The sequence below is a fragment of the Bacillus sp. FSL K6-2861 genome, assembly GCF_038630725.1.
GTDB classification, from domain to species: Bacteria; Bacillota; Bacilli; order Bacillales; family Bacillaceae; genus Bacillus; species Bacillus velezensis.
Genome location: NZ_CP152037.1, coordinates 2,273,799 through 2,299,521, shown reverse-complemented (window position 1 = coordinate 2,299,521; position 25,723 = coordinate 2,273,799). Strand labels below are relative to the sequence as shown.

The following is a 25,723-nucleotide window of genomic DNA, read 5'->3' as shown; positions in this document are numbered from 1 at the left end:
TTTTTATGTGGTTATAATTAGTGTAGGTAATACAGTTATATGATTATTTGTGCATTTTGATTTGTGAAATGCATAAAATAAAAAGACCAGGGTGCTACCAACACCCCGGCTTTGTACAAAAAGCTGCCCATCAAAGGGCTTGCTCAGCGGTTATTCGTGATAGACCTCTTCAGGATTCCAGTCTCAAGGGAGGTCTATTTTTTATTTATATACGTCAACAGGGCGATTATAAACGACCCGAATGCAAGCATTAACATTAATGCCTGAAATGTTGACATAAGCATTACCCCCTTTCGTAGGGGATGAGCAAGACTCCCTTGAGTGAGCATGCTTTAATGTACAGGAAACATTATACACTAGTTCCATTTATATGTCGTCAAAAACCCATTCAGTTACTAAAACGAAAGAACCAAGTTAGAATCAGGTTCTTTTTTTGTATTTAAGTTAAATACCTCGCTGGAATTACCGATAAATGACATGTGGAATAATACCAAGAGGGTTAAGGAATTGAAAAAAGTGCTTATTTTAGTAACAATTACACTTCTTGCTGCTACAACGATGTTTTCCATTCACACATCGAAAGCAAAAGCAGTTGAAGCAGCACCGCTTTACAGTTTTTAGATTCTTTCCGTCACAGATGGCAACAAATTTGCTTGGGAATCCCTTACAAGCAGCAAACCAAATGCAACAAATGTTTTGAAAGGTGACAAGCTGCATATTAAAGTTCGCTTTATGGACTATACAAATTCGACCGTCATTAATGCCAAAGACGGAAGGAATTTGTTATACAAAGGTGAAGCAAACATATACAAATATGATGCTCTACTTGGGCAAAACAGGATAGTGATAGGATGGGACAAATACATTGAAATTCCAATGAACGAACTTCCTTCAAATGAGAGATTCAAGTTGAAGGACTTGGGAAAAACATGAAAATCATTTACAGCAACGTTGTAAAATTTGAGAGAGGGTGAATGTTATGGAAGGCCTTAATAACTCTTACAACATTACGAAAGACCCTAAGTTTTTAGCATTTTGCAGTTTAGCGACAGAAGGCGCAGGAAGTAATTCGAATCAGCAATGTTCAATTAATTTTGATGAATTTAAAGATGCGCTCGAGAACGGAAAAGTGGTTGATAATCAAAACCTTAAAAGCACTTCAGAATTAAATCACCAGTTCGATTACTGGAAATCTAGAATAACGGGTGGACGAGCTGTAACTGAAACCGATAATCAAGTGCTGGATATCATCAAACAAGCATACAATCTTGGAATGGTGACGAAAGATAATATGCTTTTGAGAAATCAAGCCATTAACGCGTATAAAACATCTATTTAATTTAAAATTAAAGCCCCTTATTCAGGAAGGGGCTTTTGCTTTGCAACTTATTCTTTATGTTTAATCTAAAACCATAAAGTCCTGCACTTTTGTTTCTTCTTCAGGCAAATCAAATTTATTAAGTTTCTTTTTAGTACGGATATCAAAAATCCCCATATAGCCACCAATGCCTTTTTTGTTTTCCTCTTGTGAAATCACATAAAGTTTTTGATCTTTAAACTTTGCATTCATATACGGAAATTTTAAATCGAATTTTTCAAAAGAAAAATCTTTATCGTACTCAAGTAAGCAGGCGTATCCGGATTTATTAATATATGTAACGTAAAATTTACCGTTTTTTTTGTCGTAATACACAGCGTCCGCTTGTTCGAGATCATCAGGATATTTTATGAATTTTGATTTCCATGATCCTTTTTCGATTACAGTTAGTTCATGTTCTGAGCTAGCCACAACATATTTTTCAGAGTGATCAAATACATCTCCATAGGAAGCTAATCCAATCGTTTTAATAATCTCTTCTGTTTTTCTATCAATGACGTACAAAGACATTCCTTGAATGACGTAAATATACTTATCATCGCTTTCTCCCATGGTTACTAGGGAGGGCAAAGTCAGGCTATATTTTTTATTGAACTTTTTATCATTTACTTTCAGTTCATTTCCATTGGTGTCGACATTATAGGCTTTTACAGAAATATCTTCTCCTTGATACCAAAAAGCAAATGGATTGGATAATTTATGTTCTTTAATGGTGTTGTTTTTTAATGTGTAATAATATGGTTCATGTTCAGCTAACAAGACGATATCGTCTGAAGAGGGGGTTTTTTTCTGGATATATGGTATATCCGGTACCTTAAAGTATCGTTTATTAAATTCTTCTCCTTGTGATGTGGATATGAGTACGCTTTTCTTGATAAGTGGATTTGAATAGATAAAAAAGATTTTATCCTCGGTTGGATTAATTTTAGAAGTACTTACAGAGTGTTCACCTTTATTTATAAAGAATGCATTGATCAACAATATAACTATTGCACCAATTAGAACTCCTGAAATCCCATATAAAACATAAGACTTTTTCATATAACGCTCCTTATCTTTTATATAAAATAAAAAGACACTTGCAGAATAAATCTGCAAGTAAAATGATTAGTAGCTAACAGTTTTTGATGAACGATCAATATCTGCAGGTGTGACAAGTGCGCCTCTATTACTGTCTAGGTCGGTTCCTTTTGTATTTTTGTATGATTGCCACACAAGTTTAGAGCAATAATATTTATTTGTATTTTTTTGGTTGCAGCAACTGAATAAGACTTACCTGTTTTACTACTAGCATATCTCTGGGCCTTTACCTTATCATAGATATCTGCGCCCTTAACATACTGTTTCTTTTTGCTTTTGAATCGCTTACCCCAGTTGTTCTGATAATTCCTTACCCCTTTTCCAGCCCATGCTTCCATAATTTTGTTATGGATGGGATAAGAAATAAATACGGATCTAAAGCGATCTTACGAGCTGTTTCATATACACCTGGAGGCACAGCTTTGCATAGAACAGGTTTGACAGGTGATCACAAATCATAAAATAAAAAGCCCACTCATATGAGTAGGGCTAAATTAATTTTTAACCTCCGACTGGCCTTTCAGCTACCTGGATGTTAGATGGTGAATCTGTACTCAATTGCGTTAAAGCTACCCCACTTAAAATTACAGTTAAAATAGATACGCAAAGCACAATTTTTTTCATAAGATTCCCTCCACCTGATTCATTTTCTGTTCAGCCCAAATTTTTTCATTGAAAAAGCTTGTTGCTTCTTCAAAAGCACCTATTGATTCAAACCTTTTTGCAGCTATGTAGGACAATTCATCTACACTTTCAAGGTCATTTTGTTGTTTTAAAAACTCAATATAACGGATGCAATTATTGAAGTTGTTTTTTAATTCACCGCAATATAGGTTGTATAGGATGCTAATTTTGGCTTCGTATATCTTATTCTCCATTAATATGAGTCTTTCCTGTGCTTTATTGTAAAAATTAATGGCTTTCATTTTTTCGTCAATTTTAAATAGTTCCTTAATTATCATGAATAAAGAATTTATATAATAATTTGAATTCATCCAAGATTCATTTCCAATAGCTTTTTCGAGAGATTTAATGCACTTATCAGGTTTGTCCCAATCAGAATACACGATACTAAGGTTGTGATATAACTGAGCTTCCAAATATTCATCCTTTGTTTCTTGTGCAATGTCTATTGCTTCTAAATAATATGTTTCTGACTCTTCAAACCGTTTCATATCGGAATAGTTTGCAGCAGCAATCATTGTTGAAGTTGCCAGTTTGCATTTATAATCAGGGTGTCGCTTATATATTGCAATTGCATTCTTGATGTAGTGTTGTGCCACAATGCTTTGTTTAACAAGAGTGTATAAGTAGGAGACCTTGGAGTAGAATTCAGCTGCTTCAATTTCATCCGGAATTTCTGCAAGCTTTTTCTCTGCTAATCCATATAAGTTAATTGCTCGATCATAATTTTTGTTGTATGCCTCGTACATTGCTTCGAATAAATAAAAGTTATATTCCAATTTATCGTTCGTTCTTTTTATGAAATTTTCATTCTCTTCAGTGAAATAAGTGTGCTTTTGTAAAGGCTCTCCGCGTGAAGAGTGTAGCAACATTTTGTGTCTTTCTTCTAATAAACTGTAATATGCAAGAACTTCTTGATCCTCTTCCATATCATCGAACAGGCTTTTAATCTCTGAGTAATATTTTATTGACTCATGTACCTTTTGTTTCTTTATAGCAATGTACCAATCATTCAGTGTAGTAGCAACAACTTCTGAAGCGATCTTACTCATCCAAACCCATCTTTCTGAAAATTTCAAAAATCCTTTGGGAATAATCATAACATAGTCATTGAAAAAATTGTAAAAGGATGTAGAGATTTTGGGATTTTCTAATTTGAAAAAACGAAAAAAATACCCTCCTTGTTAGAGAAGGGTACGTGATCAGTTTGCTGTTGCTTTCAGAGAAGCAAGTTACTCATCTAATGTTCCAGAGAAACCTTGTTGAACGGCTAATTCATATGCTGATTTTCGATCTTTACCGGCAGCGCAAGTAGCTCCTTTAGCTCCAGTACTGCCTTTTTCACCTTTTAATGAAGCTAACCATTCAAAAGTGATGAATATTCAAGGCGGGAGTAAGGGAAATTAACAAAAAAATGTGAGGGAATGTAGATGAAACGATTTATCTTGGTTATACCGTTATTGGCTGCTGTTATTGCCTCTCCAACTCAAATGAAAGCAAGTCCAATGCCTTGTAGTGCAGTACTCGAACCGGTAAATCAAAAACTGAAAAATGCGAAGGGTGCGGCACTAATCTATAAAGTGCAGTTATACCCGCCAAGTGCTGCAAGAACGAATATGAGTATTCTTGCTGTCCACCTTCCTCAGCCATCTTCTTATGGAAGCTACGACGGTTATGAAGGATTTGCCGCCAAAACAGGGGAAATCAGTTGGCGATTTAAACTATATCCGACTCCCGAGGGAGAGAGTCCTAATTGGGCTGGAAGGATTGATTCCATATCGGCTGAAATGACAAATGTTAAAGTGCAAGTACGCCTTTCAAATTCTAAGACACAAAAGTTGGGGCCAAGTGTATTAACAAACAATATTCAATCTTGCTATTAGAAATGTAGAGCTCTTATCAAAGAGAGAAATGCGACTGGATCTTTTGTAAAGTGTCAAAAAGGTAATTGATCAAGAAATTCTGGTGAAAAATGAAAAAGAGTCCATTAAGGTGGAATGTCTGGAGTCAATTCATCATTTGACAGAAGAGAGCCGGCAAAAGTCGATATTGCGTTTGATTTTGTACATAGAAAGACGGCATAAAAAGAAATGGTTAGCTAAAAAAAGGCAAAGAGTCAACGCTCTTTACCATCAGGTGTTTTCCTTAAGCGGTCTGCAATATGCTTAATTAAACTCAGCGCAGCAGTCACTAATCCAATAACTAAAACAATTTCAAGTAAGAGGATAAATCCAAAATTTAAACCGCGACTTTCAAAGTAATCACCAGTAAAAAAGAGCAATTGATAAATTCCAAGCATTAGCACAATAAAGGAAGCGCCTATAATCGCCAGAGACTTTTTAGAGAACTCCTTAGTATGGTTAAAATTATAAACCAATAAGAACAAAAATAGACAAGCCATGGCGATCTTATGAGTCAATGAATCACTTGCTGAGAACCCTTGCACAAGTAAGGAGATAATTAATCCGGTCATTCCGATTATTTTGTTCAATATATCACCTGCTTTGTATAAGTATGACCTTAGATGTCAGCTTACCAATTAAAGGTGATATTCTCAACATAATGCAGTTTAAAGTTAACTTAAAAATGTGATTATTTTAAGAAAGGGGTTGAAATATGCTCGGTTGTCAAAAAGGGGAGCAAGTAAGGTCTTTGAGGAGGAGGAAATGGGAATTATATTGTGGACGACAAATCGAGGTTCTGTAGGTGTTGAATGGGACTCTGGTGAATATGGTGAATACAATGATAAAGTCGATGAGCTATTAATGTTAGCAGATTAATATGTTTTCCGTAAGTTAAACGAAAGCAGTTCATTAAAGGAAGGGTTAGCCAATGATTAAAATAACGTTATTCCAAGATGAATATTGCAATGATGAATGGGTTGAAATTGATAGGCTATTAAATGGTTTCATAAGAGCAGAGTCAATTAATATTGAAGTGATTGATATCAAATACAATTCATTAAATACTGTGCGAACTCATAATACCGCTCTGCGTATATATAGAGAAAGGACTTAAGATCACTAGGACGTGAAGATGAAATCGTGATTTTAAACGGAGTAAGAGGAAGAAATGAAACCTATGTAGCAACCAGGGAAATAGTACTTTACCAATGAATCAATTAAAGAGGTGCATTATGCTGGTGACAATAAAGAAGCTGCCTTTAGCAAAATTGATGGCACTTCAGGCAACAGGCTAATTTTAGATGTTTGTTTTGATGGCTTGAGGATTAAATCTTTTATCAGATTCATAATGGTGATTGGCGAGTAGCTTTTGATAAATTGGGCAGCACAAAGAAAGAGGTTGAAGACTACAATGCCAAACTAATTGCGGCACAATTTCTTTGAAATGTTGGAGAGAGCTGAACAAGTCTAGATAAAAGAAGAAGGATTCTATCACTGGCTTGTTTTTTGTGTAGGAGCCTTGAATCTTCGATTGTATTACCAATATATCATATTTTTACAAATAATCCATTTCTGTCTTACGATAGTTTTTAATGAATACAAAAAGCCCCACGAATGGAGCTTAAATTACGTTTTATTGAACATAGCCAGAAAAGTCGCTCGGAGCAGAGAAAGATAGATAGTAAAGCGCATTGGCATCTAGATTTTTTATTGTTCCTGTAGCTGTACCGTTAGCATTTACAGTTAGTGTTTCAGTAGCAAAAATCCAGTCGGAATCATTCCAAACTTTCACAGTTAGTTTAGTTCCAATATTGTTTGTAATTGAATAGCTTATCGAAGATTTTCCTTGAAAATAACTGTTTGAATATAATGTATTGCCAGTTGCTTGTCCAGCGAATGTCAATTTGTTTTTCGTAAGATTTACAATGCTATTTGAATTAGGAGGGTTAAGACCAAAAGCTTTAAATTCACCTTCGGCAGAGCTAGTAAGCTTAGTTGAAAACCTAGAATTGTCGGTCTCAGCAGATGCGGCAGTGGCAAAGCTCAGAGAAAGAATGGCCACCATGGTGCAAACAATAAAACTAAACAACTTTTTCAAATTAAACACTCCTTTATTTGTAAACTCAAGTAAATAATAACACTTAATTTTAGGAGGTCAATAGGTTTATTCAAACTGGAATGAATCTGTCACAAAATATGAAGAGCATTTGGTGAAGGATAACTTATTGTATTATGTACTAAATTTTCAGTTCATTTTAAGGGGCTAAGCATTAAGGAGTTATGTAACGGAGAGATTATACTCTCCAAGATTCAAAGGAATGTATGCGGGGTTTACCATGTAGTCTTAAATCTATAATCACTTTCAGCCAGCTATAAGAATGTTTATTAATCTCATGGGGGCTTTTTTAATACGATTCCTTCAAGATGCTTTTCTTTGGCAGATTAAAGTAAGCTAGCGTCCCATTACAGTCTCAAAGCCAGGAACACCACCTTGGGCTGCAAAAACAACAGTACCATTGAGCATATCAAGATTCGAGAGTTCTGGGAACTTGCTTGTTACTTTATTGTGGTGACGAAGTATAAAGCATGAAGGTTCAGTGTGAGCTTTAGGAGCTGAATTTCTTAGAGAAAGCACTGTATGAAGAGGGATTTTAATTAAATAAAGCAGACATTAAGCCTGCTTTATCTTTTTGAACATTATTCCTTTTTTATATGCATTATGTTCTCACCAAATGCCCGTCCTTAAGATTTTAAATTCTGGGCACGATCAGACTTTTTAGGGAAAATACATTCTAACAAAAGAAAAAATAAAGTTAATCCTAATGATAATTTAAAATTGTCGCTGTTCCCAATTGAACATAAGATACCCACTATATAAATGAATAAAAACCTAAACAATGAGGCAAATATAAACTTGAAGAAGTTATCCCCAATGAGATGCCTTCCAACAGCCACAAAAATATTATCAAAAGTAAAAGAATAAACAACCATACACACACTTGTTATAACAATCTGTTTAAATTCTATTTCTAATTCAAAGAAGCTTACAAGCACATTTGCTGATCCTGTTGCAAATAAGATTATCACCATTATGACTGCAGTAGGAATGAGTGATAAAACCAAAGCTCCTATTACTGTAGATAATAAAAATTTTTCATTTGTGTTTTTTTCTGCAGCTTCTTTCTTTTCTCCTCTGTACATAAAAATAAAAAAGACGATGAGAGATAAAAGATAAATTGATAACGTCATAACAAGCAGATTCATGGTGATCTCTCCTTACCTAATTAAAACAAAAGAGTGAAGGTTGTAAGCCTCACTCTCTTGTTTTTAATGTATAGTTATACCAAAAAGAACACAACAACCTTCGCAATTAACTGTGCATCAGCTAATGGAATTCCGGCTTTCACTAAGGCCACCGTAACAGCTGTTTCTCCGAAATTTGTAAGTTCATCTATAACGTCCGCCGCTTTGTGTCCCCACTTAGAACAAGCATCACCAGCTTTTTGAGCCCATTTATATGGGATCTTTTTAATAAGGTTTCCTAAAGCGGGACCGCCAACCCTAAGTGCTTTTACTAATATTTGTTTAGCGAAAGGAATGCCCTGTGTATGTACTTCAGAATTTGAAGCTAAAGGAGCCTGTACGCTATTTTGAACTACAGGTGCTTTTTTACTTTCTGCTGCACTTGCATAGCCAGGAGAAACAACTGATATAGTCAGCACAGCCAACGTGAACACCATGATAAATGAAATAAGTTTTTTCTTCATTTCTTCGCCATCCTTAAATAACCATTAATTTAATATATTTACAACTATATTGGATATTTGTAATAAAATCAATATATTACCTGAAAATTTTCAGTTATAAAAGAAGGAACAAGAATTTTAAAAACATACTTTTGTTATTATACGAGACACAACTTTTTTAAAAAAGAACCGAAAGTCTCATTGGGGATGCCCATTTTATGCCGTGGAGAAGATTCAATAAAACTGTAATTTTAACAAAAACAAATTAAATACAATATGGTTTTATGGATATTTTCAGGGTAACGTCTGAGTGTAATATCATTAAAACACTCAAAGGGGGAATTAGGTTTGAGAAACACCATTGACAAGATTGGAATTTTACTGGAGTGGTTTGCTTTATGATTTTGGGCAGGAGTTAATGCGAAAGAGCTAACTCAGACTAGGAATGATACTGAAAGCAACATCTACCTTTAATCAATCAGTCAATATACTTAACTTAAAACCGCCTCAAATATTAAGACCCTAAGTTACTCGACAACTGCAGATGATTGGGAGGATGCCGGAACTACATACGGGATACCAAATTTGAAAAGTACTCAACTGCCGCTGTCGTTCAAACATAGGATTTGCTTTTAAATTTGCCTACAGGGGGTTGGTCATCTTATTTAGCTGGATTAGCTAATATGATCATTCTAGGTGAATGTAAATTGTTTACTTTAAGGATAGGCAGGAATTTAAGATGGCAGGGGCAACTTTAATGACAAAACACCTTGTAACGATTGATGAAGATAAGGATCGAAAGAAAAAATCGGGAGTGACAGCTTTATCATCACAGACAAAGGCGGCCCAAAAGTTGCTGCAATGTGATAAAAAATAATCCTGCCTTAGGTGGGAGGATTATTACATGCTGTTTATTAAGCTGTAAACAAACGCAACAATAAATAGTGGATAAGAGATAATAGCAATTAGTTTTGAAGATTTGCTCTTTTTTTCAAATGTGTATATTAGTGCAAATCCTAAAAAGAATATTGTGACAAACCAAGAAGAATAGGACGGGTACAATGCAATAAGTAAGACAATAAGAGTGGATAACGCAAAAGAAGAGTTTAGTGTTATTTTCTGATCGTTTTTCAAATAAACCGCCTCCTTACACATATTCCCCCCATATAAAAACACTTAAACATTATATTAAGTCAGCATGATTAAATGATAAACATTTTAAGTAAAGAACAAGATAAAGCAATCCGGCATTTCAAGGACAAGCTGAACATGTCTGAAAAACTGTACATATCCTTAGTTAATGTAAACTGCTTAGAGATAAGCAAAATGATTTTGCAGAAAGGCTGTATAGACTTATAAGTCAGACCTTACCAAGGTTATGTGTGTGGTTGATCAGTCAATTTGGATTTAGTGATGTAATTGTGCGGTTCTATGATGGTGAAGATATCGCCGTGTTCCATGACTTCGGGGAAGTTGTTTAAAACCGTTAAAAATGAGGCGTTTTAGTCTGTCAGTTCCTAAACAGTGTTTTACTCTTGTTACAAATACGCAAGAAGGGCGGTTTGATTTTGTATAGAGTGTTTTTACTGTTGTTCATTTCGTTATGTATACCATTAGGGTGTCAAAATCAACATAACAAACATTTTATGGAGGCTGAGCAAACTATGGTCGGCTATGTCATTTTAAAAAGAGAGAATCAAGCAATTCTCATACCTAATGAAAAAGCTGATGTTAAAGACTATGAAAATCTTAGTGAAAAAGAGATTATTGAAAAGTATAGATCGGATATAGTATTACTGGGACTTAGTCAACTTAACAATAAAGATGACTTGAGCAAAGGACAAAAAATTCGTATTTGGTATAAAAAATTAAATGAATCTTCACCGCCAAAAACAAACATCTCAAAGTTTGAAAGTATTTAGTACATATTCTGTAATTCCTAGGAATACCGCTGAAAAAACTGAAGCGGCATATTGAACAGAAATAATGTCTTCAAACCTTACCTCATTCGCGGTGGCTTAATCCTGCCCCAAGATTTATTTGACGATTGTTGACTCAAGTGCAGAGAAGGCACATGCCAAGAACACATTTTTGAATTACTGGGCACCTTGAATAAAACCAGCATTCCCGTATTCATATGAGATGAGATCGGTACTGAACGCTGGATAAAGAAAAAAGTTAACCGTACATTTGAACAAGCTTGCGAGGTTTTGATAAAGAAAGAACAGTCAAGAGACGAACCATTACATACATATAATACTCCTGTGAAAGCGGGGGTGTAGTTTTGGAACCTTACCAACGTTATGAGGAATTGAAGAAGAAAACAATAAAGGTTGTCCATAAAGATAATTACAGTATCCGCTATATAGAACAGGATGAAGCCAGTGATGACTTAGATGAATTTTATAAACAATTTGCTCAGCATTTATTGGAGGCTGCTTTGGAAAGGAGTGCAGAGTAAGCTTCTTTTTTTGATTTGTTTTCTTTTTTTGATTTGTTTGTAGTAAGTATCTTAATAAACGGCTTTATCGGTACTGATATTAATCACATGCGTCACTTCTTGCAGCAAAGCGGCTTCTGCGACATTTTGTCCGCCGATAAGGTTGGTTTGAATGGCTTCAAAGGGATTATCCTCACATGTCGGAACCTGCTTCAGCGCAGCTGTGTGAAAGACAATATCAACACCTTTCATCACTTGGTTGACTCTTCTGTAGTCACGAACATCGCCGAGCACAAACGACAGTCTTTGTTCATCCGCGTATTTTTGTTTCATCACATATTGTTTGCTGTCATCTTTGCTGAACACAATGACTTCTTTAGGGGTTAAGAGCAAAAGGCGTTTTACTATTTGGCTTCCGATTGATCCTGTCCCGCCTGTGACGAGAACAGTTTTATCGTGAAAAAACGGTTGTAGCTCTACTGCTTGCTGTTTAGGCATGGCTTATCCTCCAACTCTCGTTTCTCTACCATGCATCATATGTTGAACAATTTCAGCGAGTTAATGAAAGAAACCAATAAATCAAAAATTAGAGAAAAACATTAACCTGATGCGCTTTTATATCGCTTTACCCGATTAATAGAATAAAAATCACAAATAAAATATTGTACTAAATGTTCATTTTAAATATTTGCTCACGTCAATTCTTTCTCTTCATAAATTCTCACATGCGGACAATCTTCACAAAAACTTAACACTGAACTTCCTGTATGTATTTTACAATTAAAGTACACTTTCATAAAAGGAGGAAGGAAAATGAATCATTCAAAAACACTTTTGTTAACCGCGGCAGCCGGATTGATGCTCACATGCGGTGCGGTTTCTTCCCAGGCCAAGCATAAGCTGTCTGATCCTTATCATTTTACCGTGAATGCGGCGGCGGAAACGGAGCCGGTTGATACAGCAGGTGATGCAGCTGATGATCCTGCGATTTGGCTGGACCCCAAGAATCCTCAGAACAGCAAATTGATCACAACCAATAAAAAATCAGGCTTAGTCGTGTACAGCCTAGAGGGAAAGATGCTTCATTCCTATCCTACCGGGAAGCTGAACAATGTTGATATCCGCTATGATTTTCCGTTGAACGGAAAAAAAGTTGATATTGCGGCGGCATCCAATCGGTCTGAAGGAAAGAATACCATTGAGATTTACGCCATCGACGGAAAAAACGGCACATTACAAAGCATTACGGATCCAGACCGCCCGATTTCATCAGCAATTGATGAAGTATACGGTTTCAGCTTGTACCACAGTCAAAAAACAGGAAAATATTACGCGATGGTGACAGGGAAAGAAGGCGAATTTGAACAATACGAATTAAATGCTGATAAAAATGGATACATATCCGGCAAAAAGGTAAGGGCGTTTAAAATGAATTCTCAGACAGAAGGGATGGCAGCAGACGATGAATACGGCAGTCTTTATATCGCAGAAGAAGATGAGGCCATCTGGAAGTTCAGCGCTGAGCCGGACGGCGGCAGTAACGGAACGGTTATCGATCGTGCCGACGGCAGGCATTTAACCCCTGATATTGAAGGACTGACGATTTACTACGCTGCTGACGGGAAAGGTTATTTGCTTGCATCAAGCCAGGGTAACAGCAGCTACGCGATTTATGAAAGACAGGGACAGAACAAATATGTTGCGGACTTTCAGATAACAGACGGGCCTGAGACAGACGGCACAAGCGATACAGACGGAATTGACGTTCTGGGTTTCGGGCTGGGACCTGAATATCCGTTCGGCCTTTTTGTCGCACAGGACGGAGAAAATATAGATCACGGCCAAAAGGCCAATCAAAATTTTAAAATGGTGCCTTGGGAAAGAATCGCTGATAAAATCGGCTTTCACCCGCAGGTCAATAAACAGGTTGACCCGAGAAAACTGACTGACAGAAGCGGAAAATAAACATGAAAAAAGCAGCTTATCCAAGCTGCTTTTTGATGTGAAGAGCGTTTCATGAGAAAGTCTTGGAACGGATAGCCGCAAGCACAGCCGGAAGCTGGTCATACGTGTACGCCGGTACTGTCTCTTGATAATTAAGCGCCGCGATTTGTTTACGTTCACCCGGGTTTGTCATATAAAAATGGATTTTATCCGCAAAATCCGCAAGCCCGCTGTAAGAAACAAAGGATGAAAACGGGGGCGCGGGAGAAAGGTCTGTCAGCTGAAAGGCCTGACAAGCCGCAATGTCTAAGCTTCTCGTATTTAAACTGATATTTTCGATGCCGCGTCCGTTCTGATTGAGCGCAAACCGATAAGAACGGTGAGGGTTTAAGACCACGTCTGCGCTGTTGTAATATAATGCGGCACGTTCGGGTGCAATCCATTCATCCATTACGAGCACATTTTGCTGCCTGGCGATTTTTTTAGGCAGATATCTGCGCCATCCCTTCCCGATGATACGAAGCGTATACGGAAGCCTCGCCGCTGCTTTCACCAGTTCAACGCGGTTCGGGTACGGGTATCCGATCAGAAGCAGATTTGTGTGAAGAGAAGCTTCAGCAGGTTGTTTCTTAAAAAGCCGCTGATTAACGGGGATCGGGACATAATATACGTGCTGTAAGCCCATTTGCCGGTAAGCATCAAGCGCGTTTTGTTCTATCGTTAAAACGGCATCGGCGAAAGGGGCGATTGTCATGCTCACATCGAAATAAAAAGGATCTTCCGTCATCCATAGATAAACGGGAATCTGTTCTGTCTTCAGCCATTGAAGCCATTCAGACGGAATACGGTCTCCCGTCATCATCAGACTGATGTCTGGTTTGAATGCCCGTATACTGCGGATGGTATCTTCCTCAAACTCAGAAACAGAAAAAAAGCGGACGGAAGACTGTAAAAAGCCTTCCTCGATCCAGCGGTCAAAATACGTGTATATGCCTTTATATCCTGAACGGATATATAAAACGTTCATATGCTGTTACGAAGTGAACGTGACACTTTCAACTTTGTCGACGTCAAGCAATGTTGTAGCAGAGCCTGCCGGTGTAACGGAATTTTCCTGCGTAACAAAAACGATTCCGTGAATTTCGTCAAAGGCAACAAATTGAACCGGGCCGATCATGTCTCCTGAATCCATCACAATGCTGATGACAGTGCCGGGCTGAATTCTTGCAAAAATCCATCTCGCCGCTAATGAAATACCGCTTCCCAATACAGATTGTGCGCTGAGACTGTCTTTCACCGCTGCTTCATCTACTTTTGCATCAATTGCCGCTTCCAATAATTCTTTTACGCTGTTTTTCACGTTATCTCCTCCATCTGTACCGCTAGATAAAGCGCTGTTGTCAAATACAGGGGCTAAAAGAGTTTTCAATAAGTTCTTTTTAAGCTCCAAACGATCTTCGCTCATGCGAACATACACCTCCTTTAACAATTTCAACCTCACGTTTATTCATATTCCTGATTGAAGAGATTGGTATAAGTCGAATGCCGTTTTGCTTGTGTTTTTTTCAATATTTAATCAAACAGCTGAATTTTCGAATCAGGCTTTGTTTGCCTATGCGGTTTGTAAGAGTATGACATACGTTGTATAGATTAAAAAATGAAGGAGAGGAATACTTTGGATTCAGAAGAAACTGTAAAACACGGGGGTTTTGAGGAGGAATTTCAGCTCGTACTGCTTCTTCTTCTTTTGTTATCCCGTCAGCCGTCCGGAGATCATTCAGATTTGCGGCGTCAGCTTGTAATGGCAAAAGAGCTTGGGGTTCCTGTATCACGCGTCAATCTGATTAACGGCAGCACACTGCAAAACGTAATAGTCAAAGAAGTGCTGTCAGATTTGGCCGTTTTTCAAAATCCGCTCAATCATACGAGATCAAACGTCGCGATTTCAAGCATCGTCAGCTGGGGTGCTTTTTAATAACGGATATCAGGCTCTGTCTCTTTCGGAGCCGTTTTTTATGTTTTACAGAAGGGGTGATGGGATGGAAAAGAAGATCTCAATTATCTTAACGAGTTACAACAAACCGGATCTTGTGAAACAGGCGATTGAAAGTGTTTTGCATCAGACCTACAGCAATTGGGAGCTGTTTGTGATGGATGATCATTCAAATGAAGAAACCTCGGCTGTCATCAGTACGTATATAAAAGATCCTCGCATATATTATGACAACAGTTTTATCAATCCTGCCGAACGGCTGAAGTCCACCCGGTATGCCGTTTTGATTAATGATGCGCTTTCACGGGCTAAAGGCGAATACATCACTTATTTGACAGACGACACCGTATTTCATCCGGATAGGCTCAGCCGCATGGCGGAAGCGCTTAATCAATACAGCGAGTTTGATGCCGTCTATTCCAGCCAGAAGGTGATACATGTAAACGGGCGCGGAACAGAACAATTCCACTTCTATCGTTTTGCTGAAGAGGTGCTTGATCAGGCCGCTTTTCTCGTTGATCACTGTTCAGTGATGCACCGGAGATCATTGCTTGAGCGTGTGAAAGAGAAGTTCGGCAGCTTTTGGGACGAAGATGTTATGCATTGGAATCACGGAGACTCTGTTTTTTGGAGCAGGCTCAACACATTTACATCATTTCTGCCGATAAAAGAAGTGTTGGATACGACCTATAAAACACCCCACTCATTTCAGAACACGTATCAATCGCTTCCGTCTGTCCTGATCGACGGATCCTTTGTAAAGGGGACGGATCAGAAAGTATATCAGCTTGACCGAAATAAAAGGAAGCCTGTAAATGAGCGCTGGCATACGTTATATGAAGGCCGAACCGTCGTCATTCCGGATCCGTTTTTATTTCAATATGAGGAAGAGAACTCCGTCAGTATTCCGAATTTTCAGCTCGTCAGGGATCAGTTTCATGTTTATTTTATAGAAGACGGGGAGAAAAGACTGGTTGATCATAGCGCATTTCGCTTTTACCGATTTAAACGGCATGACATCCCGGCTTTAGAACGGGACGAAATACAAGCGCTTCCGGACGGTCCGCCGATCACCCGGGGGACATCGGGGTGTATTCAACATCTGCCCGGGAGAATGCTGTTTCGCATTGAACGGGAATTTTATGTTTATTTGAGAGGGGTTCTCCATCCGATCAGTCATGACGTAGCGAAACGTTTTTTTGCGAATCAGAAGGCGATACCCATTTCCTTTCAGCAAATTAAACAATTACCAATTGGAATGCCGTTCTATCCGGTGTACGATGAAATTATGAGAAATCTCAATATAACAAAAGGTTGAGAGATGCAGTTGGATGTGTAAGGAAAAGGAGAGCTTTTATGACCGATCAATTTGATAAAACCGAGAAGCAGTATATAGAGCTTACTTCCGGCATTCAGAGGTTCGAGCATTTCAGTGTATATACGGACCCTTTTTTGCCGCAGATTTTTTCGCATAACTTTGTTCAGCTGCACCGTATATTTCCGTTAGACAAACTGCTGCCGTTTTTTTCGTCCGTTCCGGGCTTGCTTCAAGCCAATTATATTCATGTGAAAGCGGCTCCGGAGCACGCGTTTCCGCTTCTTCTGAAACAAAATCTCGTAAAGCAGGGCTGCGTAGTGGAAGATGAGCTGTTTTTTGCAAGGAAACTGGAAAATGGGGACCTGCAGGCGGGACACCCGCTCACTGCTTGGGGGACGGAAAAGAGCCTCGCCGACGGGTCGTCTATTATGAACATCTATGACGCCCTTTACATTGGCGAGGCGGCGGCCGAACAAAAGCTTGAGCGGAAATATCCTTTGTATAAGGACGGAACGGTCATGCTTGTTGTGTGCTACAGCGACGCCTCGCAAACGATTCCGATCGGCTGCGGAGAGCTTTTCATCAACAAAGCAGATAAAACCGCAAAAATAGAAGAAGTCGCAATTCTGGATCAATTCCAACGAAAAGGCTACGGATCGATATTGATGAATGAGCTGATGGCGGCGGCAAAGCTGAACGGCATGGAAACCGTATACCTTGTGACGTCCGGGATGGACGGTGTAAACCGCTTTTATGAAAAACTCGGCTTCAAAAGATTTCGGCGCGTGCATACAATTTTTCATTATTTTCTTACATAGTTGGGCATTCGCATAAACCAATTGGGAGTTGGCCCGCATACAATGCCGTATATCGTAAGAAGAAAGGATGATTTGCGTATGTACGGATACGGATATGGCTACGGTTGCGGCAGTTTTGGCTATGGTTACGGGCACGGCGGCTGCGGAGGCGGAACCAGCACTTTTGTGCTGATCGTGGTATTGTTTATTTTATTAATCATCGTCGGTGCGGCTTTTATTTGTTAGACTGAAAAAAATCCTATAATGAAAATCAGCCTGCAGAGAACATCACTTTCTGCAGGCTTTTTGTTATTTCCATGCTGAAAAATCAGCTTGAAAAACATTTTAATACATACTACCTTTCTGGAGAAGGGGGCGAAAATGTGAACATAACGATTGAAGAATTACCTGAATCCAGAATTGCTTATTTCCGAAACATCGGAGAGTATGGCGGAAAGCAAAACAAAGAACTGATGGAGGTCATTTAAAAACTGGGCGCAATTGAATGGTCTGCTTTGTCATTCTGTCATTTTAGGAATTCCGCAAGATCATCCGAATCGTACTCCTAAAGAGAAATGCCGCTATGATGTTTGTCTTGTTATCAATCAAGACCATGTGCCTGAACCAGCCCGGATCGGTACATTTTCCGGAGGGAAGTACGCTGTTTTCTTGCTTGATCATACAAAAGAGGCAGTCAGTGGATTTTGGAACACTGTTTTTTCTGAGATCGAAAAAAATAATTTATCAATCAGAGAGCAGCCCATTATCGAAAGGTATACTTTACAAAAGGTGAATCATCATTTGTGTGAAATATTGATTCAATACGGTAAAGAAGACGGGAATTTTCCGCCTTCTGCTTATACTGATTCAGATCAAAAATGATGTGATAATGAGCTGAGCAAAGAATAAAATCAACAATAGGAATAGAATTTCCAGAACGCTTTTCAGGCTGTCGGGACATCTCCGGCAGCCTGTTTTACAGAAAGGTATTTTCTGCAAAAAACTTTCTGAAGGATAAGAATGCGGTTATTCATCTGTTCATACAATGAAGCAAATGGGTTTTCGAGGTGGAAAGATATGGGGAGCTATTTAATCAAACCGGAGCTTGACGGGAATTATCCGTCAGTCAGTCATGGAAAGGGATCATATGTGTATGATCAGGAGGGGAACAAGTATCTTGACGGAGCATCGGGGGCGGTCACTTGCAATATCGGCCACGGCACGGAGGATATTATACAAGCTTTAAAAGAGCAGCTTGACTCTGTTTCGTTTGTGTATCGCTCGCAATTCACCAGTACTCCGGCAGAAGAACTGGCTTTATTTCTGGCGGATCATCTGCCGGGCGGGCTGAATTGGTCATTTTTTGTAAACAGCGGCTCAGAGGCAGTCGAAACAGCGATGAAAATGGCCGTTCAATATTGGCAGGAAAAAGGGCAATACCAAAAATCCGTCTTTCTATCAAGATGGGGCAGTTACCACGGCATTACTTTGGGAGCGCTTTCATTATCGGGGTTCTACGAACGGAGATACCGCTTCACCCAGTTGCTCGAACGGTTTCCTGCCGTTTCAGCGCCTAATATGTATCGTTCAGAGCTGCAGGGAGAGGAATTTGTGAAAGCTGCGGCGGCTGAACTGGAAACGGCTGTTCAGCGGATCGGTTCCTCATTTATCGCGGGATTTGTCGCAGAACCGATTGTCGGAGCAGCCGGGGCGGCCATCACTCCGCCGGCAGGTTATTATGAAGCGCTTGAGGAGGTCTGCCGCCGGCACGGTATTTTGTTTATCGCGGATGAAGTCATGACGGGGCTCGGGAGAACAGGGCGGATGCTTGCTTCTGAGCATTGGGGGATCGCACCTGATATCGCGGTGCTCGGAAAAGGGTTAGGCGCCGGTTACGCTCCGATAGCGGCAGCTGTTGCGTCTGATGACATCATTGAAACGATCAAGCGGGGCTCCGGGGTCATTATGAGCGGACATACGTACAGTGCCAACCCATACTGTGCAAGAGCTGCGCTTGAAGTGCTTCGCTATGTTAAGAAACACGAGCTGCTTCGGCAGTCAGAGGAGAAAGGCGTAATGCTGAAGCGGAAATTAGAAGAAATCAAAGAGCGCAGCGGGGTGATTGGGGATGTCCGCGGTAAAGGCCTCCTGATCGGGGTTGAATTCGTTAAGGATAAAACGACGAAGGACGTTTTTTCGAAAAAACAGGCCTTCACCGAAAAAATCATTAAAGCGGCAAAAAAACGGGGCCTGCTTATTTACCCTGCAAAGCCCGGTATTGACAGCGGAGAAGGAGACGCCGTCATCATCGCCCCGCCGTTCACGATTTCATATGCCGAGCTGGATGAGCTGTCAGATCTATTTTCCCAGGCTACAGAAGAAGTTGAAAAAATGATGAAGAAGGATTGAGCTGATATGTCTATTTTTCATAAAAAAATCGATATTCATGAAGCAATTGCCGATGTCAAGGACGAATCTGTCATCATGTTCGGCGGTTTTGGGGGAGTGGGTTCACCTCCGTCATTAATCGAAGCGATTTTGGAAAGCGGCGTTAAAGAGCTGACCGTCATCTGCAATGATGCCGGATTTCCGGAAATCGGCATCGGTCCGCTTATCGTTCATAAGCGGGTAAAAAGGCTGATCGCTTCCCATATCGGCTCAAATCCTGTCGCAGGCAGACAAATGACTGACGGAGTGCTTGAGGTGGAATTTTCGCCGCAAGGGACGCTTGCTGAACGGATTCGCGCAGGCGGAGCGGGGCTAGGCGGTATTTTAACTGATATCGGCATTGATAACGCAACCGTTTGTGAAAACAAAGAAACCGTAACGATTGACGGAAAGTCCTATTTAGTTGAAAAAGCGCTGACGGCTGACTTTGCTTTTGTGTCGGCGCATACTGCTGATGAATTCGGGAATCTGACGTTTGACAAAACGGCGCGCAACATGAACCCTCTGATGGCTGCCGCGGCCGAAAGAACATTTGCCGAGGCGGAAGAGATTGTGCCTGCCGGCGAACTTGACAGCGAGCATATTGTAACGCCGGGCGTTTTCGTGGAGGGTGTCGTGCAAAGTGAAGGAGTGAAGTGGAGATGGGCTTGGGAATAGCGGAAAGAGAGAGTATCGCGAGGCGGGCCGCCAGTGAAGTTACCTCAGGAATGATCGTCAACTTGGGGATCGGCATTCCTTCTTTAGTGCCGAATTTTCTGCCGGCCGGCATGGAGGTAATGCTGCAGGCGGAAAACGGCGTCCTCGGGATCGGCGGCAGTCCGGAGCGCGGAGAGGAGGATGAGCTTTTATGCAATGCGGCCGGATTTCCTGTCAGTACAGTTAAGGGAGCTTCCTATTTTGATTCAGCTCTGTCTTTTGCCATGATCAGAAAAGGGCTGATAGATATTACCATTTTAGGCGCGCTCCAAGTCAGCAGGACAGGTGATCTCGCCAATTGGCTCGTGCCGGGGAAAAAAGTGCCCGGAATGGGCGGGGCGATGGAGCTTGCCCAAGGCGCGAAAAAAGTGGTTGTCGTCATGAGCCACACCGATCAGAAAGGCCGGCCGAAGCTTGTCGAAAGCTGTTCGTTGCCGCTTACAGCAGCGGGCTGTGCAGATCTCATCATTACAGAGAAAGCCGTCATCAGCATAGATGATGGGGCTTTTGTTCTTGAGGAACTGCTGAATGGCACGACCATAGACGATGTCATTCAAACAACGGATGCCGAGGTCAGATTGGGAGAATTTTTTCTTAAAAGGGGGCCTGTCCATGGATCAATTAGAAAAGAAAGTCACTGAGTGGGCGGAAGAAAACACAGCAAAAGCGGTAAGCTTGCTGAAACGGCTGATCGGGGAAAAAAGCACGTTCGGCCATGAATTTAACGCACAGGCAGTCGTTTTAGAAAAACTGAGACAGTTTGACATGGATATTGATGTATGGGAGCCGAGTGTCAAACATTTGAAAGAGCATCCTTATTTCGTATCGGAACGCGAAGACTTCCATGAAAGCCCGAATATCACAGCTGTAAAGAAAGGGGCCGGGGGCGGAAGATCACTGATACTGAACGGGCATATTGATGTTGTCCCGGAAGGAAATCCCGCCGCATGGACGTATGAACCGTTTACCGCTGTTGAAAAGGACGGCAAAGTTTACGGCCGCGGGTCAACGGATATGAAAGGCGGCAATACAGCCCTCTTGTTTGCGTTAGAAGCGCTTGAAGCCTGCGGGATTACATTAAAAGGAGATGTTCTGTTTCAAAGTGTCGTAGATGAAGAGTGCGGCGGCGCGGGAACACTGGCGGCTGTTATGAGGGGCTACAAGGCTGACGGGGCGCTTATTCCCGAACCGACTAATTTAAAGCTGTTTGTTAAGCAGCAAGGGTCTATGTGGTTCCGCATTACGGTAAGGGGATTGTCCGCACACGGCGGCACCCGCTATGAAGGGGTGAGCGCCATTGAAAAAAGCCTGCATGTCATCACAGCCCTTAAAGAGCTTGAACACGTCCGCAACGCCCGTATCACAGACCCGCTTTATCGGGACGTTCCGATTCCGGTTCCCATTAATATCGGCACCGTCCAAGGGGGAACGTGGCCATCATCGGTAGCTGACCGTGTGGTGATAGAAGGCAGGTGCGGAATAGCGCCGGATGAAACGCCCGAAGCAGTAAAAGAAGAGCTGGCAAGCTGGCTGAAAGATTTGGAGTACCGGGATGAATGGTTTAAACACCACCCCGCGGAAATAGAATGGTTTGGGGCTCAGTGGCTTCCGAATGATCTCCCGGATGAGCATCCGCTGATTTCCGCTCTGGAATCTTCTTTTGAGAAAATGAAAGGGGCAAAACCGGTTCGTGAAGCGTCCCCGTGGGGAACGGACGGAGGGCTTTTGCAGCACGCGGGACAGACGCCGGTCATCGTCTTCGGGCCGGGAGAAGTCAAGGCGGCGCATCAGGCGAATGAATACATTGAAATCCGGGCGTTAATCGATGCCGTCAAAATCATTTCTCTTTTTATCATGGAATGGTGCGGGGTGGCAGATGGGGGTGACGGAGCTGATAAAGGAACTGAGGGCTGAAAAGGGAGCGGCCGAGATTGATGCAGACCGTTTCAATGAGCGGCTCAGAGTCATTCGTTATGACGGACAGATCACGGCGCTTATTCCGGCCGTTTTGGCAGAAGCAAAGCAAGAAGGAGCCCAAAAGGTAATTTTCTTTGCCAAGCGCGGCGATGAGCCGGAATTTGTCAAGCATCTTTTTATTGTTGAGGGTGTCATAGACGGGTATTACAACGGGCATGAGGCTGTTGTGATGGTGCGCTATTTAGCAGAGGAACGGAGACGGTCAGATTCATATGTATCAGAAGATTCGACTGTTGACCGTTTATATGAGACACCGCGGCGGGGACTGACTCAGACAGAAAGCGCGCTGATGTTCAGAAAAGCGGACGAAGATGATGCAGACCGTTTAACGCATTTATATAAACATGTTTTTCTTACCTATCCGACTCCTGTCTTTAATCCCCTTTATATTAAAAAAACAATGAGAGAAAACACCATCTATTATGCCGCATTCGATCAGGATCGTCTCATTGGGGCGGCAAGCGCAGATATCAATCCGGTATTGGGGCACGCTGAAATGACCGATTGCGCGGTTCTGTCAGATTACAGGGGGAACTCCGTAACGGCACACTTGTTTAAAGCGTTGGAGCAGGAACTCGCGGGCCGGGGAATCATCCATCTTTTTTCCTTGGCCCGTGCAGCGTCTTACGGGATGAATGCCGTTTTGTATCATGCCGGATACGGCTACAGAGGCAGGCTTGTGAACAACTGCCGCATTTCAGAAGGGCTCGAAAATATGAATATATGGTGCAAGACTTTACGTTTGGCCATTCATAAGGAGGAATTCGTTTGACAAACAAATGGTTTCAGCCGAAGCGTCATTGGAAGGAGATTGAATTGTGGAAAGATGTGCCGGAAGACAAGTGGAATGATTGGCTGTGGCAGCTCACCCATACTGTAAGAACCGTCGATGACCTGAAAAAAGTCATTCATTTGACCGAAGAGGAAGAAGAAGGCGTCAGGATGTCTGTAAAAACCATTCCCCTGAACATTACGCCTTATTATGCTTCTTTAATGGATCCCGATAACCCGAGATGTCCGATCCGCATGCAGTCCGTGCCGCTGTCAGAAGAAATGCACAAAACGAAATATGACCTTGAAGATCCGCTGTTTGAAGATGAAGATTCACCGGTTCCCGGTCTTACGCACCGCTATCCCGACCGCGTTCTTTTTCTGGTGACAAATCAATGCTCCATGTATTGCCGATATTGCACAAGAAGGCGTTTTTCCGGACAGATCGGAATGGGGGTGCCGAAAAAACAGCTTGATGCGGCCATCGCTTACATTCGGGAAACGCCGGAAATCCGTGACTGCCTGATTTCCGGCGGAGACGGGCTTTTAATCAACGATCAGATTCTGGAATATATTTTAAAAAACCTGCGTGACATTCCCCACCTTGAAATTATCCGGATCGGAACGAGAGCACCCGTCGTATTTCCGCAGCGGATAACAGATAACCTTTGTCAGATTTTGAAAAAGTATCATCCGGTCTGGCTGAACACTCATTTTAATACGAGCATCGAACTGACGGAAGAATCGGTTGCGGCGTGTGAAAAGCTCGTTAACGCAGGTGTTCCGGTCGGTAACCAGGCCGTTATTTTAGCAGGCATTAACGATTCGGTGCCGATTATGAAAAAACTCATGCATGATTTAGTGAAAATCCGCGTGCGTCCGTATTATATTTATCAATGTGATTTGTCAGAGGGGATCGGCCATTTCAGAGCGCCTGTGTCGAAAGGGCTGGAAATCATTGAAGGACTGAGAGGCCACACAACGGGCTTTGCCGTGCCGACCTTTGTCGTCGACGCCCCGGGCGGAGGCGGTAAAATCGCCCTGCAGCCGAACTACTTGCTCTCCCAAAGTCCGGAGAAAGTTGTGATCAGAAACTTCGAAGGGGTGATTACATCTTATCCCGAGCCGGAAAACTATATCCCGAATCAAGCCGACGACTATTTTGAATCTGTTTTTCCGGGAACGATGGCCAAACGCGAGCCGGTCGGACTGAGCGCCATTTTCGCGGACAAAGAGGTTTCGTTCACACCGGAAAATGTATCGAGGATCGATAGAAGGAAAACGTTTACATCCAACCCTGATCATGAAACGCTGAAAGACCGCAGGGAAAAAAGAGATGAATTGAAAGAAAAGAAATTTATTGCACAGCAAAAGAAAGAGCAAAAAGCAGGATCGGAAGTCGGAGGTGAGTCGCCGTGAAGCCATGCGAGTGGTGCGGCAATCAGAAGGCGTCAGCTTGTCAGGCGGCTGTGTACTGGGAGCTTCCTGACGGTACGAGGGCCATAGAAATTACAGAAACACCCGCATTCGCCTGTCCCTCCTGCGGCATGACTTATCAGGAGGAAGCGGTCATAGCGGAAATCGAAAATCAGCTTTTTTTAGTCAATGCAAAAAAATTACCGGAAACACTCACATATCAAGAGCTGATGGGGACAGAACGGATCTTGAAACGGAATTATTTTGACTTCTCCTAGTCTTCTTTTGTTGTAATTTCACACTTGAATTGTATAATAGTACAACAAAAGACAGTCATCAGGAGGGGAAACCCATGAAATCCTTTTATCACTATTTGATGAAATACAGGCATCCCAAGCCGCAGGACGCAATCAGCCAGTTTGCGAATCAGGCATACGAAGATCACGGCTTTCCGAAAACGTCAAGCGATTATCACGAGCTCAGTTCTTATTTAGAACTGAGCGCCGACTATTTAGAAACGATGGCGACATTTGATGAAGCTTGGGAAAAATATGAGACCGAGGTGCATCACGCCTGACGAAAAACCGCACATTGTGCGGTTTTTTTCTGTTGAAATCACTCGCTTATGAGGTGCCGTATGATCAAATCCCGCAACGCCGTCCGTTTTGATCAGCACGTAAACACATCTTCCTGACGGCACGTATCATAAGGCAGGAGAATGTATAGCTGCAGAGTTCACCGGATCAGGCCTGCTGCCGGCGGGGTCCCGGGTAAGGAATCGCTTTTCACGGAGAAATAATCAAACATTTAAATGAAGTGAGGGGAATCAAATGATCCATTAGGTAAGACTGATGAGGCACTGACGTTTGGACGGAATAGGGGATTTTATGTGACAAGGTTGAAGCGGATTGAAGTTGTGCCTTCATTGAAAGCCGAAACGAGTTTGGTTGTTTATGATAAACAAGCCATTGCAAATATGCAGCCGGAATTGGATCTCCCTACACCTTCGATGATGTGTTTCGCGGCAAATCTTGAACATCACGGCGGTGATATTGTCAACATGCCTTCGGGCCGGGTATTTACCTTTGCGTCGTAGAGAAAAAACAAAAACTCATTCAAAATAGGCGCTTT

At 41.4% G+C, this 25,723-nt stretch carries 32 protein-coding genes and 1 pseudogene; 21 read left to right on the top strand and 12 right to left on the bottom strand.

Annotation, left to right across the window (positions count from 1 at the left end):
• Positions 1-194: 194 nt before the first annotated feature.
• Positions 195-284, bottom strand: a complete 90-nt coding sequence (locus tag NYE62_RS11235; protein WP_076982784.1) for a putative holin-like toxin — start codon at positions 282-284, stop codon at positions 195-197.
• A gap of 412 nt (positions 285-696) precedes the next feature.
• Here NYE62_RS11235 and NYE62_RS11230 point away from each other — a divergent pair, with 412 nt between their 5' ends.
• Positions 697-933 (top strand): DUF4879 domain-containing protein, encoded by a 237-nt coding sequence (locus NYE62_RS11230; protein ID WP_229024210.1) that lies wholly within the window; start codon positions 697-699, stop codon positions 931-933.
• A gap of 46 nt (positions 934-979) precedes the next feature.
• The gene (locus tag NYE62_RS11225) at positions 980-1,339 is read left to right on the top strand and encodes a hypothetical protein (protein WP_047935828.1); all 360 of its coding nucleotides are present in this window, start codon (positions 980-982) and stop codon (positions 1,337-1,339) included.
• Between the two features lie 60 nt (positions 1,340-1,399).
• Here the strand turns inward: NYE62_RS11225 and NYE62_RS11220 are convergent, their stop codons facing one another.
• From NYE62_RS11220 to NYE62_RS11210, 3 genes are all read right to left on the bottom strand, one after another.
• Positions 1,400-2,419, bottom strand: coding sequence for a hypothetical protein (locus tag NYE62_RS11220; protein ID WP_064115745.1), 1,020 nt, complete (start codon positions 2,417-2,419; stop codon positions 1,400-1,402).
• Between the two features lie 540 nt (positions 2,420-2,959).
• Positions 2,960-3,082 carry a phosphatase RapK inhibitor PhrK gene (gene phrK, locus NYE62_RS11215; RefSeq protein ID WP_016936664.1) on the bottom strand — a complete coding sequence of 41 codons (123 nt, stop codon included), beginning with the start codon at positions 3,080-3,082 and terminating at the stop codon, positions 2,960-2,962.
• The gene (locus tag NYE62_RS11210) at positions 3,079-4,194 is read right to left on the bottom strand and encodes a Rap family tetratricopeptide repeat protein (RefSeq protein ID WP_043021835.1); all 1,116 of its coding nucleotides are present in this window, start codon (positions 4,192-4,194) and stop codon (positions 3,079-3,081) included. The genes phrK and NYE62_RS11210 overlap by 4 nt, the downstream gene beginning before the upstream one ends.
• A gap of 378 nt (positions 4,195-4,572) precedes the next feature.
• Here NYE62_RS11210 and NYE62_RS11205 point away from each other — a divergent pair, with 378 nt between their 5' ends.
• Positions 4,573-5,025 carry a hypothetical protein gene (locus NYE62_RS11205; RefSeq protein ID WP_094032089.1) on the top strand — a complete coding sequence of 151 codons (453 nt, stop codon included), beginning with the start codon at positions 4,573-4,575 and terminating at the stop codon, positions 5,023-5,025.
• A 233-nt stretch (positions 5,026-5,258) separates the two neighbouring features.
• Here the strand turns inward: NYE62_RS11205 and NYE62_RS11200 are convergent, their stop codons facing one another.
• Entirely contained in the window at positions 5,259-5,633 is a 375-nt protein-coding gene (locus tag NYE62_RS11200; RefSeq protein WP_015240044.1) for a YoqO family protein, read from the bottom strand.
• A gap of 341 nt (positions 5,634-5,974) precedes the next feature.
• Here NYE62_RS11200 and NYE62_RS11195 point away from each other — a divergent pair, with 341 nt between their 5' ends.
• Positions 5,975-6,160, top strand: a complete 186-nt coding sequence (locus tag NYE62_RS11195; RefSeq protein WP_144664637.1) for a hypothetical protein — start codon at positions 5,975-5,977, stop codon at positions 6,158-6,160.
• 519 nt (positions 6,161-6,679) lie between these two features.
• Here NYE62_RS11195 and NYE62_RS11190 read toward each other — a convergent pair.
• From NYE62_RS11190 to NYE62_RS11175, 4 genes are all read right to left on the bottom strand, one after another.
• A complete protein-coding gene (locus tag NYE62_RS11190; protein ID WP_043021832.1) occupies positions 6,680-7,144 on the bottom strand; it encodes a hypothetical protein in 465 nt (154 codons plus the stop codon).
• 644 nt (positions 7,145-7,788) lie between these two features.
• Positions 7,789-8,310: a hypothetical protein gene (locus NYE62_RS11185; protein ID WP_021493934.1), complete on the bottom strand. Its 522-nt coding sequence runs from the start codon at positions 8,308-8,310 to the stop codon at positions 7,789-7,791.
• A gap of 74 nt (positions 8,311-8,384) precedes the next feature.
• Complete coding sequence (locus tag NYE62_RS11180; RefSeq protein WP_144664638.1) at positions 8,385-8,813, bottom strand: hypothetical protein; 429 nt, start codon at positions 8,811-8,813, stop codon at positions 8,385-8,387.
• An 879-nt stretch (positions 8,814-9,692) separates the two neighbouring features.
• Complete coding sequence (locus tag NYE62_RS11175) at positions 9,693-9,926, bottom strand: hypothetical protein (protein ID WP_039254812.1); 234 nt, start codon at positions 9,924-9,926, stop codon at positions 9,693-9,695.
• A 443-nt stretch (positions 9,927-10,369) separates the two neighbouring features.
• Here NYE62_RS11175 and NYE62_RS11170 point away from each other — a divergent pair, with 443 nt between their 5' ends.
• Positions 10,370-10,714, top strand: coding sequence for a DUF3221 domain-containing protein (locus tag NYE62_RS11170; RefSeq protein WP_342497482.1), 345 nt, complete (start codon positions 10,370-10,372; stop codon positions 10,712-10,714).
• A gap of 362 nt (positions 10,715-11,076) precedes the next feature.
• Complete coding sequence (gene sprB, locus NYE62_RS11165) at positions 11,077-11,253, top strand: recombination directionality factor SprB (protein WP_139134430.1); 177 nt, start codon at positions 11,077-11,079, stop codon at positions 11,251-11,253.
• Positions 11,254-11,304: 51 nt separating this feature from the next.
• On the opposite strand, the gene NYE62_RS11160 is transcribed toward sprB, so the two are convergent.
• Positions 11,305-11,730 carry an SDR family NAD(P)-dependent oxidoreductase gene (locus NYE62_RS11160; protein ID WP_003153663.1) on the bottom strand — a complete coding sequence of 142 codons (426 nt, stop codon included), beginning with the start codon at positions 11,728-11,730 and terminating at the stop codon, positions 11,305-11,307.
• 315 nt (positions 11,731-12,045) lie between these two features.
• Here NYE62_RS11160 and phyC point away from each other — a divergent pair, with 315 nt between their 5' ends.
• Positions 12,046-13,197 carry a 3-phytase gene (gene phyC / locus NYE62_RS11155; RefSeq protein WP_251257397.1) on the top strand — a complete coding sequence of 384 codons (1,152 nt, stop codon included), beginning with the start codon at positions 12,046-12,048 and terminating at the stop codon, positions 13,195-13,197.
• A 49-nt stretch (positions 13,198-13,246) separates the two neighbouring features.
• Here the strand turns inward: phyC and NYE62_RS11150 are convergent, their stop codons facing one another.
• Positions 13,247-14,203 (bottom strand): DUF3880 domain-containing protein, encoded by a 957-nt coding sequence (locus tag NYE62_RS11150; RefSeq protein ID WP_251257398.1) that lies wholly within the window; start codon positions 14,201-14,203, stop codon positions 13,247-13,249.
• A gap of 6 nt (positions 14,204-14,209) precedes the next feature.
• Complete coding sequence (locus tag NYE62_RS11145; RefSeq protein WP_033574682.1) at positions 14,210-14,641, bottom strand: hypothetical protein; 432 nt, start codon at positions 14,639-14,641, stop codon at positions 14,210-14,212.
• Between the two features lie 210 nt (positions 14,642-14,851).
• Between NYE62_RS11145 and cgeC the strand changes: the two genes are divergently transcribed.
• From cgeC to NYE62_RS11075, 14 genes and pseudogenes are all read left to right on the top strand, one after another.
• A complete protein-coding gene (gene cgeC, locus NYE62_RS11140; RefSeq protein ID WP_012117782.1) occupies positions 14,852-15,151 on the top strand; it encodes a spore maturation protein CgeC in 300 nt (99 codons plus the stop codon).
• Between the two features lie 64 nt (positions 15,152-15,215).
• Positions 15,216-16,487 carry a glycosyltransferase family 2 protein gene (locus NYE62_RS11135; RefSeq protein WP_342496951.1) on the top strand — a complete coding sequence of 424 codons (1,272 nt, stop codon included), beginning with the start codon at positions 15,216-15,218 and terminating at the stop codon, positions 16,485-16,487.
• A 38-nt stretch (positions 16,488-16,525) separates the two neighbouring features.
• Positions 16,526-17,305, top strand: a complete 780-nt coding sequence (locus NYE62_RS11130) for a GNAT family N-acetyltransferase (RefSeq protein ID WP_342496950.1) — start codon at positions 16,526-16,528, stop codon at positions 17,303-17,305.
• Between the two features lie 78 nt (positions 17,306-17,383).
• The gene (locus NYE62_RS11125; protein ID WP_014418145.1) at positions 17,384-17,530 is read left to right on the top strand and encodes a YjcZ family sporulation protein; all 147 of its coding nucleotides are present in this window, start codon (positions 17,384-17,386) and stop codon (positions 17,528-17,530) included.
• A 137-nt stretch (positions 17,531-17,667) separates the two neighbouring features.
• Positions 17,668-18,166, top strand: a pseudogene (locus tag NYE62_RS11120) (GyrI-like domain-containing protein).
• A gap of 195 nt (positions 18,167-18,361) precedes the next feature.
• Positions 18,362-19,693 carry an aspartate aminotransferase family protein gene (locus NYE62_RS11115; protein ID WP_144664645.1) on the top strand — a complete coding sequence of 444 codons (1,332 nt, stop codon included), beginning with the start codon at positions 18,362-18,364 and terminating at the stop codon, positions 19,691-19,693.
• 6 nt (positions 19,694-19,699) lie between these two features.
• Positions 19,700-20,389 (top strand): CoA transferase subunit A, encoded by a 690-nt coding sequence (locus NYE62_RS11110; RefSeq protein WP_144664646.1) that lies wholly within the window; start codon positions 19,700-19,702, stop codon positions 20,387-20,389.
• On the top strand, positions 20,374-21,069 hold the full coding sequence (locus tag NYE62_RS11105; RefSeq protein ID WP_144664647.1) for a 3-oxoacid CoA-transferase subunit B: 696 nt from the start codon (positions 20,374-20,376) through the stop codon (positions 21,067-21,069). Before NYE62_RS11110 ends, NYE62_RS11105 begins: the two co-directional genes overlap by 16 nt.
• On the top strand, positions 21,035-22,342 hold the full coding sequence (locus tag NYE62_RS11100; protein WP_095284598.1) for a peptidase: 1,308 nt from the start codon (positions 21,035-21,037) through the stop codon (positions 22,340-22,342). The genes NYE62_RS11105 and NYE62_RS11100 overlap by 35 nt, the downstream gene beginning before the upstream one ends.
• Entirely contained in the window at positions 22,305-23,177 is an 873-nt protein-coding gene (ablB, locus tag NYE62_RS11095) for a putative beta-lysine N-acetyltransferase (protein WP_052827562.1), read from the top strand. Before NYE62_RS11100 ends, ablB begins: the two co-directional genes overlap by 38 nt.
• The gene (gene ablA, locus NYE62_RS11090; protein WP_031379013.1) at positions 23,174-24,595 is read left to right on the top strand and encodes a lysine 2,3-aminomutase; all 1,422 of its coding nucleotides are present in this window, start codon (positions 23,174-23,176) and stop codon (positions 24,593-24,595) included. The genes ablB and ablA overlap by 4 nt, the downstream gene beginning before the upstream one ends.
• Positions 24,592-24,870, top strand: coding sequence for a YokU family protein (locus NYE62_RS11085; protein ID WP_122504071.1), 279 nt, complete (start codon positions 24,592-24,594; stop codon positions 24,868-24,870). The genes ablA and NYE62_RS11085 overlap by 4 nt, the downstream gene beginning before the upstream one ends.
• A gap of 74 nt (positions 24,871-24,944) precedes the next feature.
• A complete protein-coding gene (locus tag NYE62_RS11080; RefSeq protein WP_007407941.1) occupies positions 24,945-25,169 on the top strand; it encodes a YozE family protein in 225 nt (74 codons plus the stop codon).
• Positions 25,170-25,481: 312 nt separating this feature from the next.
• Positions 25,482-25,688: a hypothetical protein gene (locus tag NYE62_RS11075; protein WP_144664648.1), complete on the top strand. Its 207-nt coding sequence runs from the start codon at positions 25,482-25,484 to the stop codon at positions 25,686-25,688.
• The last annotated feature ends 35 nt before the right edge of the window (positions 25,689-25,723 follow it).

What these genes read in the sequence shown, in the direction of transcription:
- NYE62_RS11235 (WP_076982784.1), bottom strand. Translation starts at nt 284, where the DNA reads ATGCTTATGTCAACATTTCAGGCATTAATGTTAATGCTTGCATTCGGG.
- NYE62_RS11225 (WP_047935828.1), top strand. Translation starts at nt 980, where the DNA reads ATGGAAGGCCTTAATAACTCTTACAACATTACGAAAGACCCTAAGTTT.
- NYE62_RS11220 (WP_064115745.1), bottom strand. Translation starts at nt 2,419, where the DNA reads ATGAAAAAGTCTTATGTTTTATATGGGATTTCAGGAGTTCTAATTGGT.
- phrK (WP_016936664.1), bottom strand. Translation starts at nt 3,082, where the DNA reads ATGAAAAAAATTGTGCTTTGCGTATCTATTTTAACTGTAATTTTAAGT.
- NYE62_RS11210 (WP_043021835.1), bottom strand. Translation starts at nt 4,194, where the DNA reads ATGAGTAAGATCGCTTCAGAAGTTGTTGCTACTACACTGAATGATTGG.
- NYE62_RS11205 (WP_094032089.1), top strand. Translation starts at nt 4,573, where the DNA reads ATGAAACGATTTATCTTGGTTATACCGTTATTGGCTGCTGTTATTGCC.
- NYE62_RS11195 (WP_144664637.1), top strand. Translation starts at nt 5,975, where the DNA reads ATGATTAAAATAACGTTATTCCAAGATGAATATTGCAATGATGAATGG.
- NYE62_RS11185 (WP_021493934.1), bottom strand. Translation starts at nt 8,310, where the DNA reads ATGAATCTGCTTGTTATGACGTTATCAATTTATCTTTTATCTCTCATC.
- NYE62_RS11180 (WP_144664638.1), bottom strand. Translation starts at nt 8,813, where the DNA reads ATGAAGAAAAAACTTATTTCATTTATCATGGTGTTCACGTTGGCTGTG.
- NYE62_RS11160 (WP_003153663.1), bottom strand. Translation starts at nt 11,730, where the DNA reads ATGCCTAAACAGCAAGCAGTAGAGCTACAACCGTTTTTTCACGATAAA.
- phyC (WP_251257397.1), top strand. Translation starts at nt 12,046, where the DNA reads ATGAATCATTCAAAAACACTTTTGTTAACCGCGGCAGCCGGATTGATG.
- NYE62_RS11150 (WP_251257398.1), bottom strand. Translation starts at nt 14,203, where the DNA reads ATGAACGTTTTATATATCCGTTCAGGATATAAAGGCATATACACGTAT.
- NYE62_RS11145 (WP_033574682.1), bottom strand. Translation starts at nt 14,641, where the DNA reads ATGAGCGAAGATCGTTTGGAGCTTAAAAAGAACTTATTGAAAACTCTT.
- NYE62_RS11135 (WP_342496951.1), top strand. Translation starts at nt 15,216, where the DNA reads ATGGAAAAGAAGATCTCAATTATCTTAACGAGTTACAACAAACCGGAT.
- NYE62_RS11130 (WP_342496950.1), top strand. Translation starts at nt 16,526, where the DNA reads ATGACCGATCAATTTGATAAAACCGAGAAGCAGTATATAGAGCTTACT.
- NYE62_RS11125 (WP_014418145.1), top strand. Translation starts at nt 17,384, where the DNA reads ATGTACGGATACGGATATGGCTACGGTTGCGGCAGTTTTGGCTATGGT.
- NYE62_RS11115 (WP_144664645.1), top strand. Translation starts at nt 18,362, where the DNA reads ATGGGGAGCTATTTAATCAAACCGGAGCTTGACGGGAATTATCCGTCA.
- NYE62_RS11110 (WP_144664646.1), top strand. Translation starts at nt 19,700, where the DNA reads ATGTCTATTTTTCATAAAAAAATCGATATTCATGAAGCAATTGCCGAT.
- NYE62_RS11105 (WP_144664647.1), top strand. Translation starts at nt 20,374, where the DNA reads ATGGGCTTGGGAATAGCGGAAAGAGAGAGTATCGCGAGGCGGGCCGCC.
- ablB (WP_052827562.1), top strand. Translation starts at nt 22,305, where the DNA reads ATGGGGGTGACGGAGCTGATAAAGGAACTGAGGGCTGAAAAGGGAGCG.
- NYE62_RS11080 (WP_007407941.1), top strand. Translation starts at nt 24,945, where the DNA reads ATGAAATCCTTTTATCACTATTTGATGAAATACAGGCATCCCAAGCCG.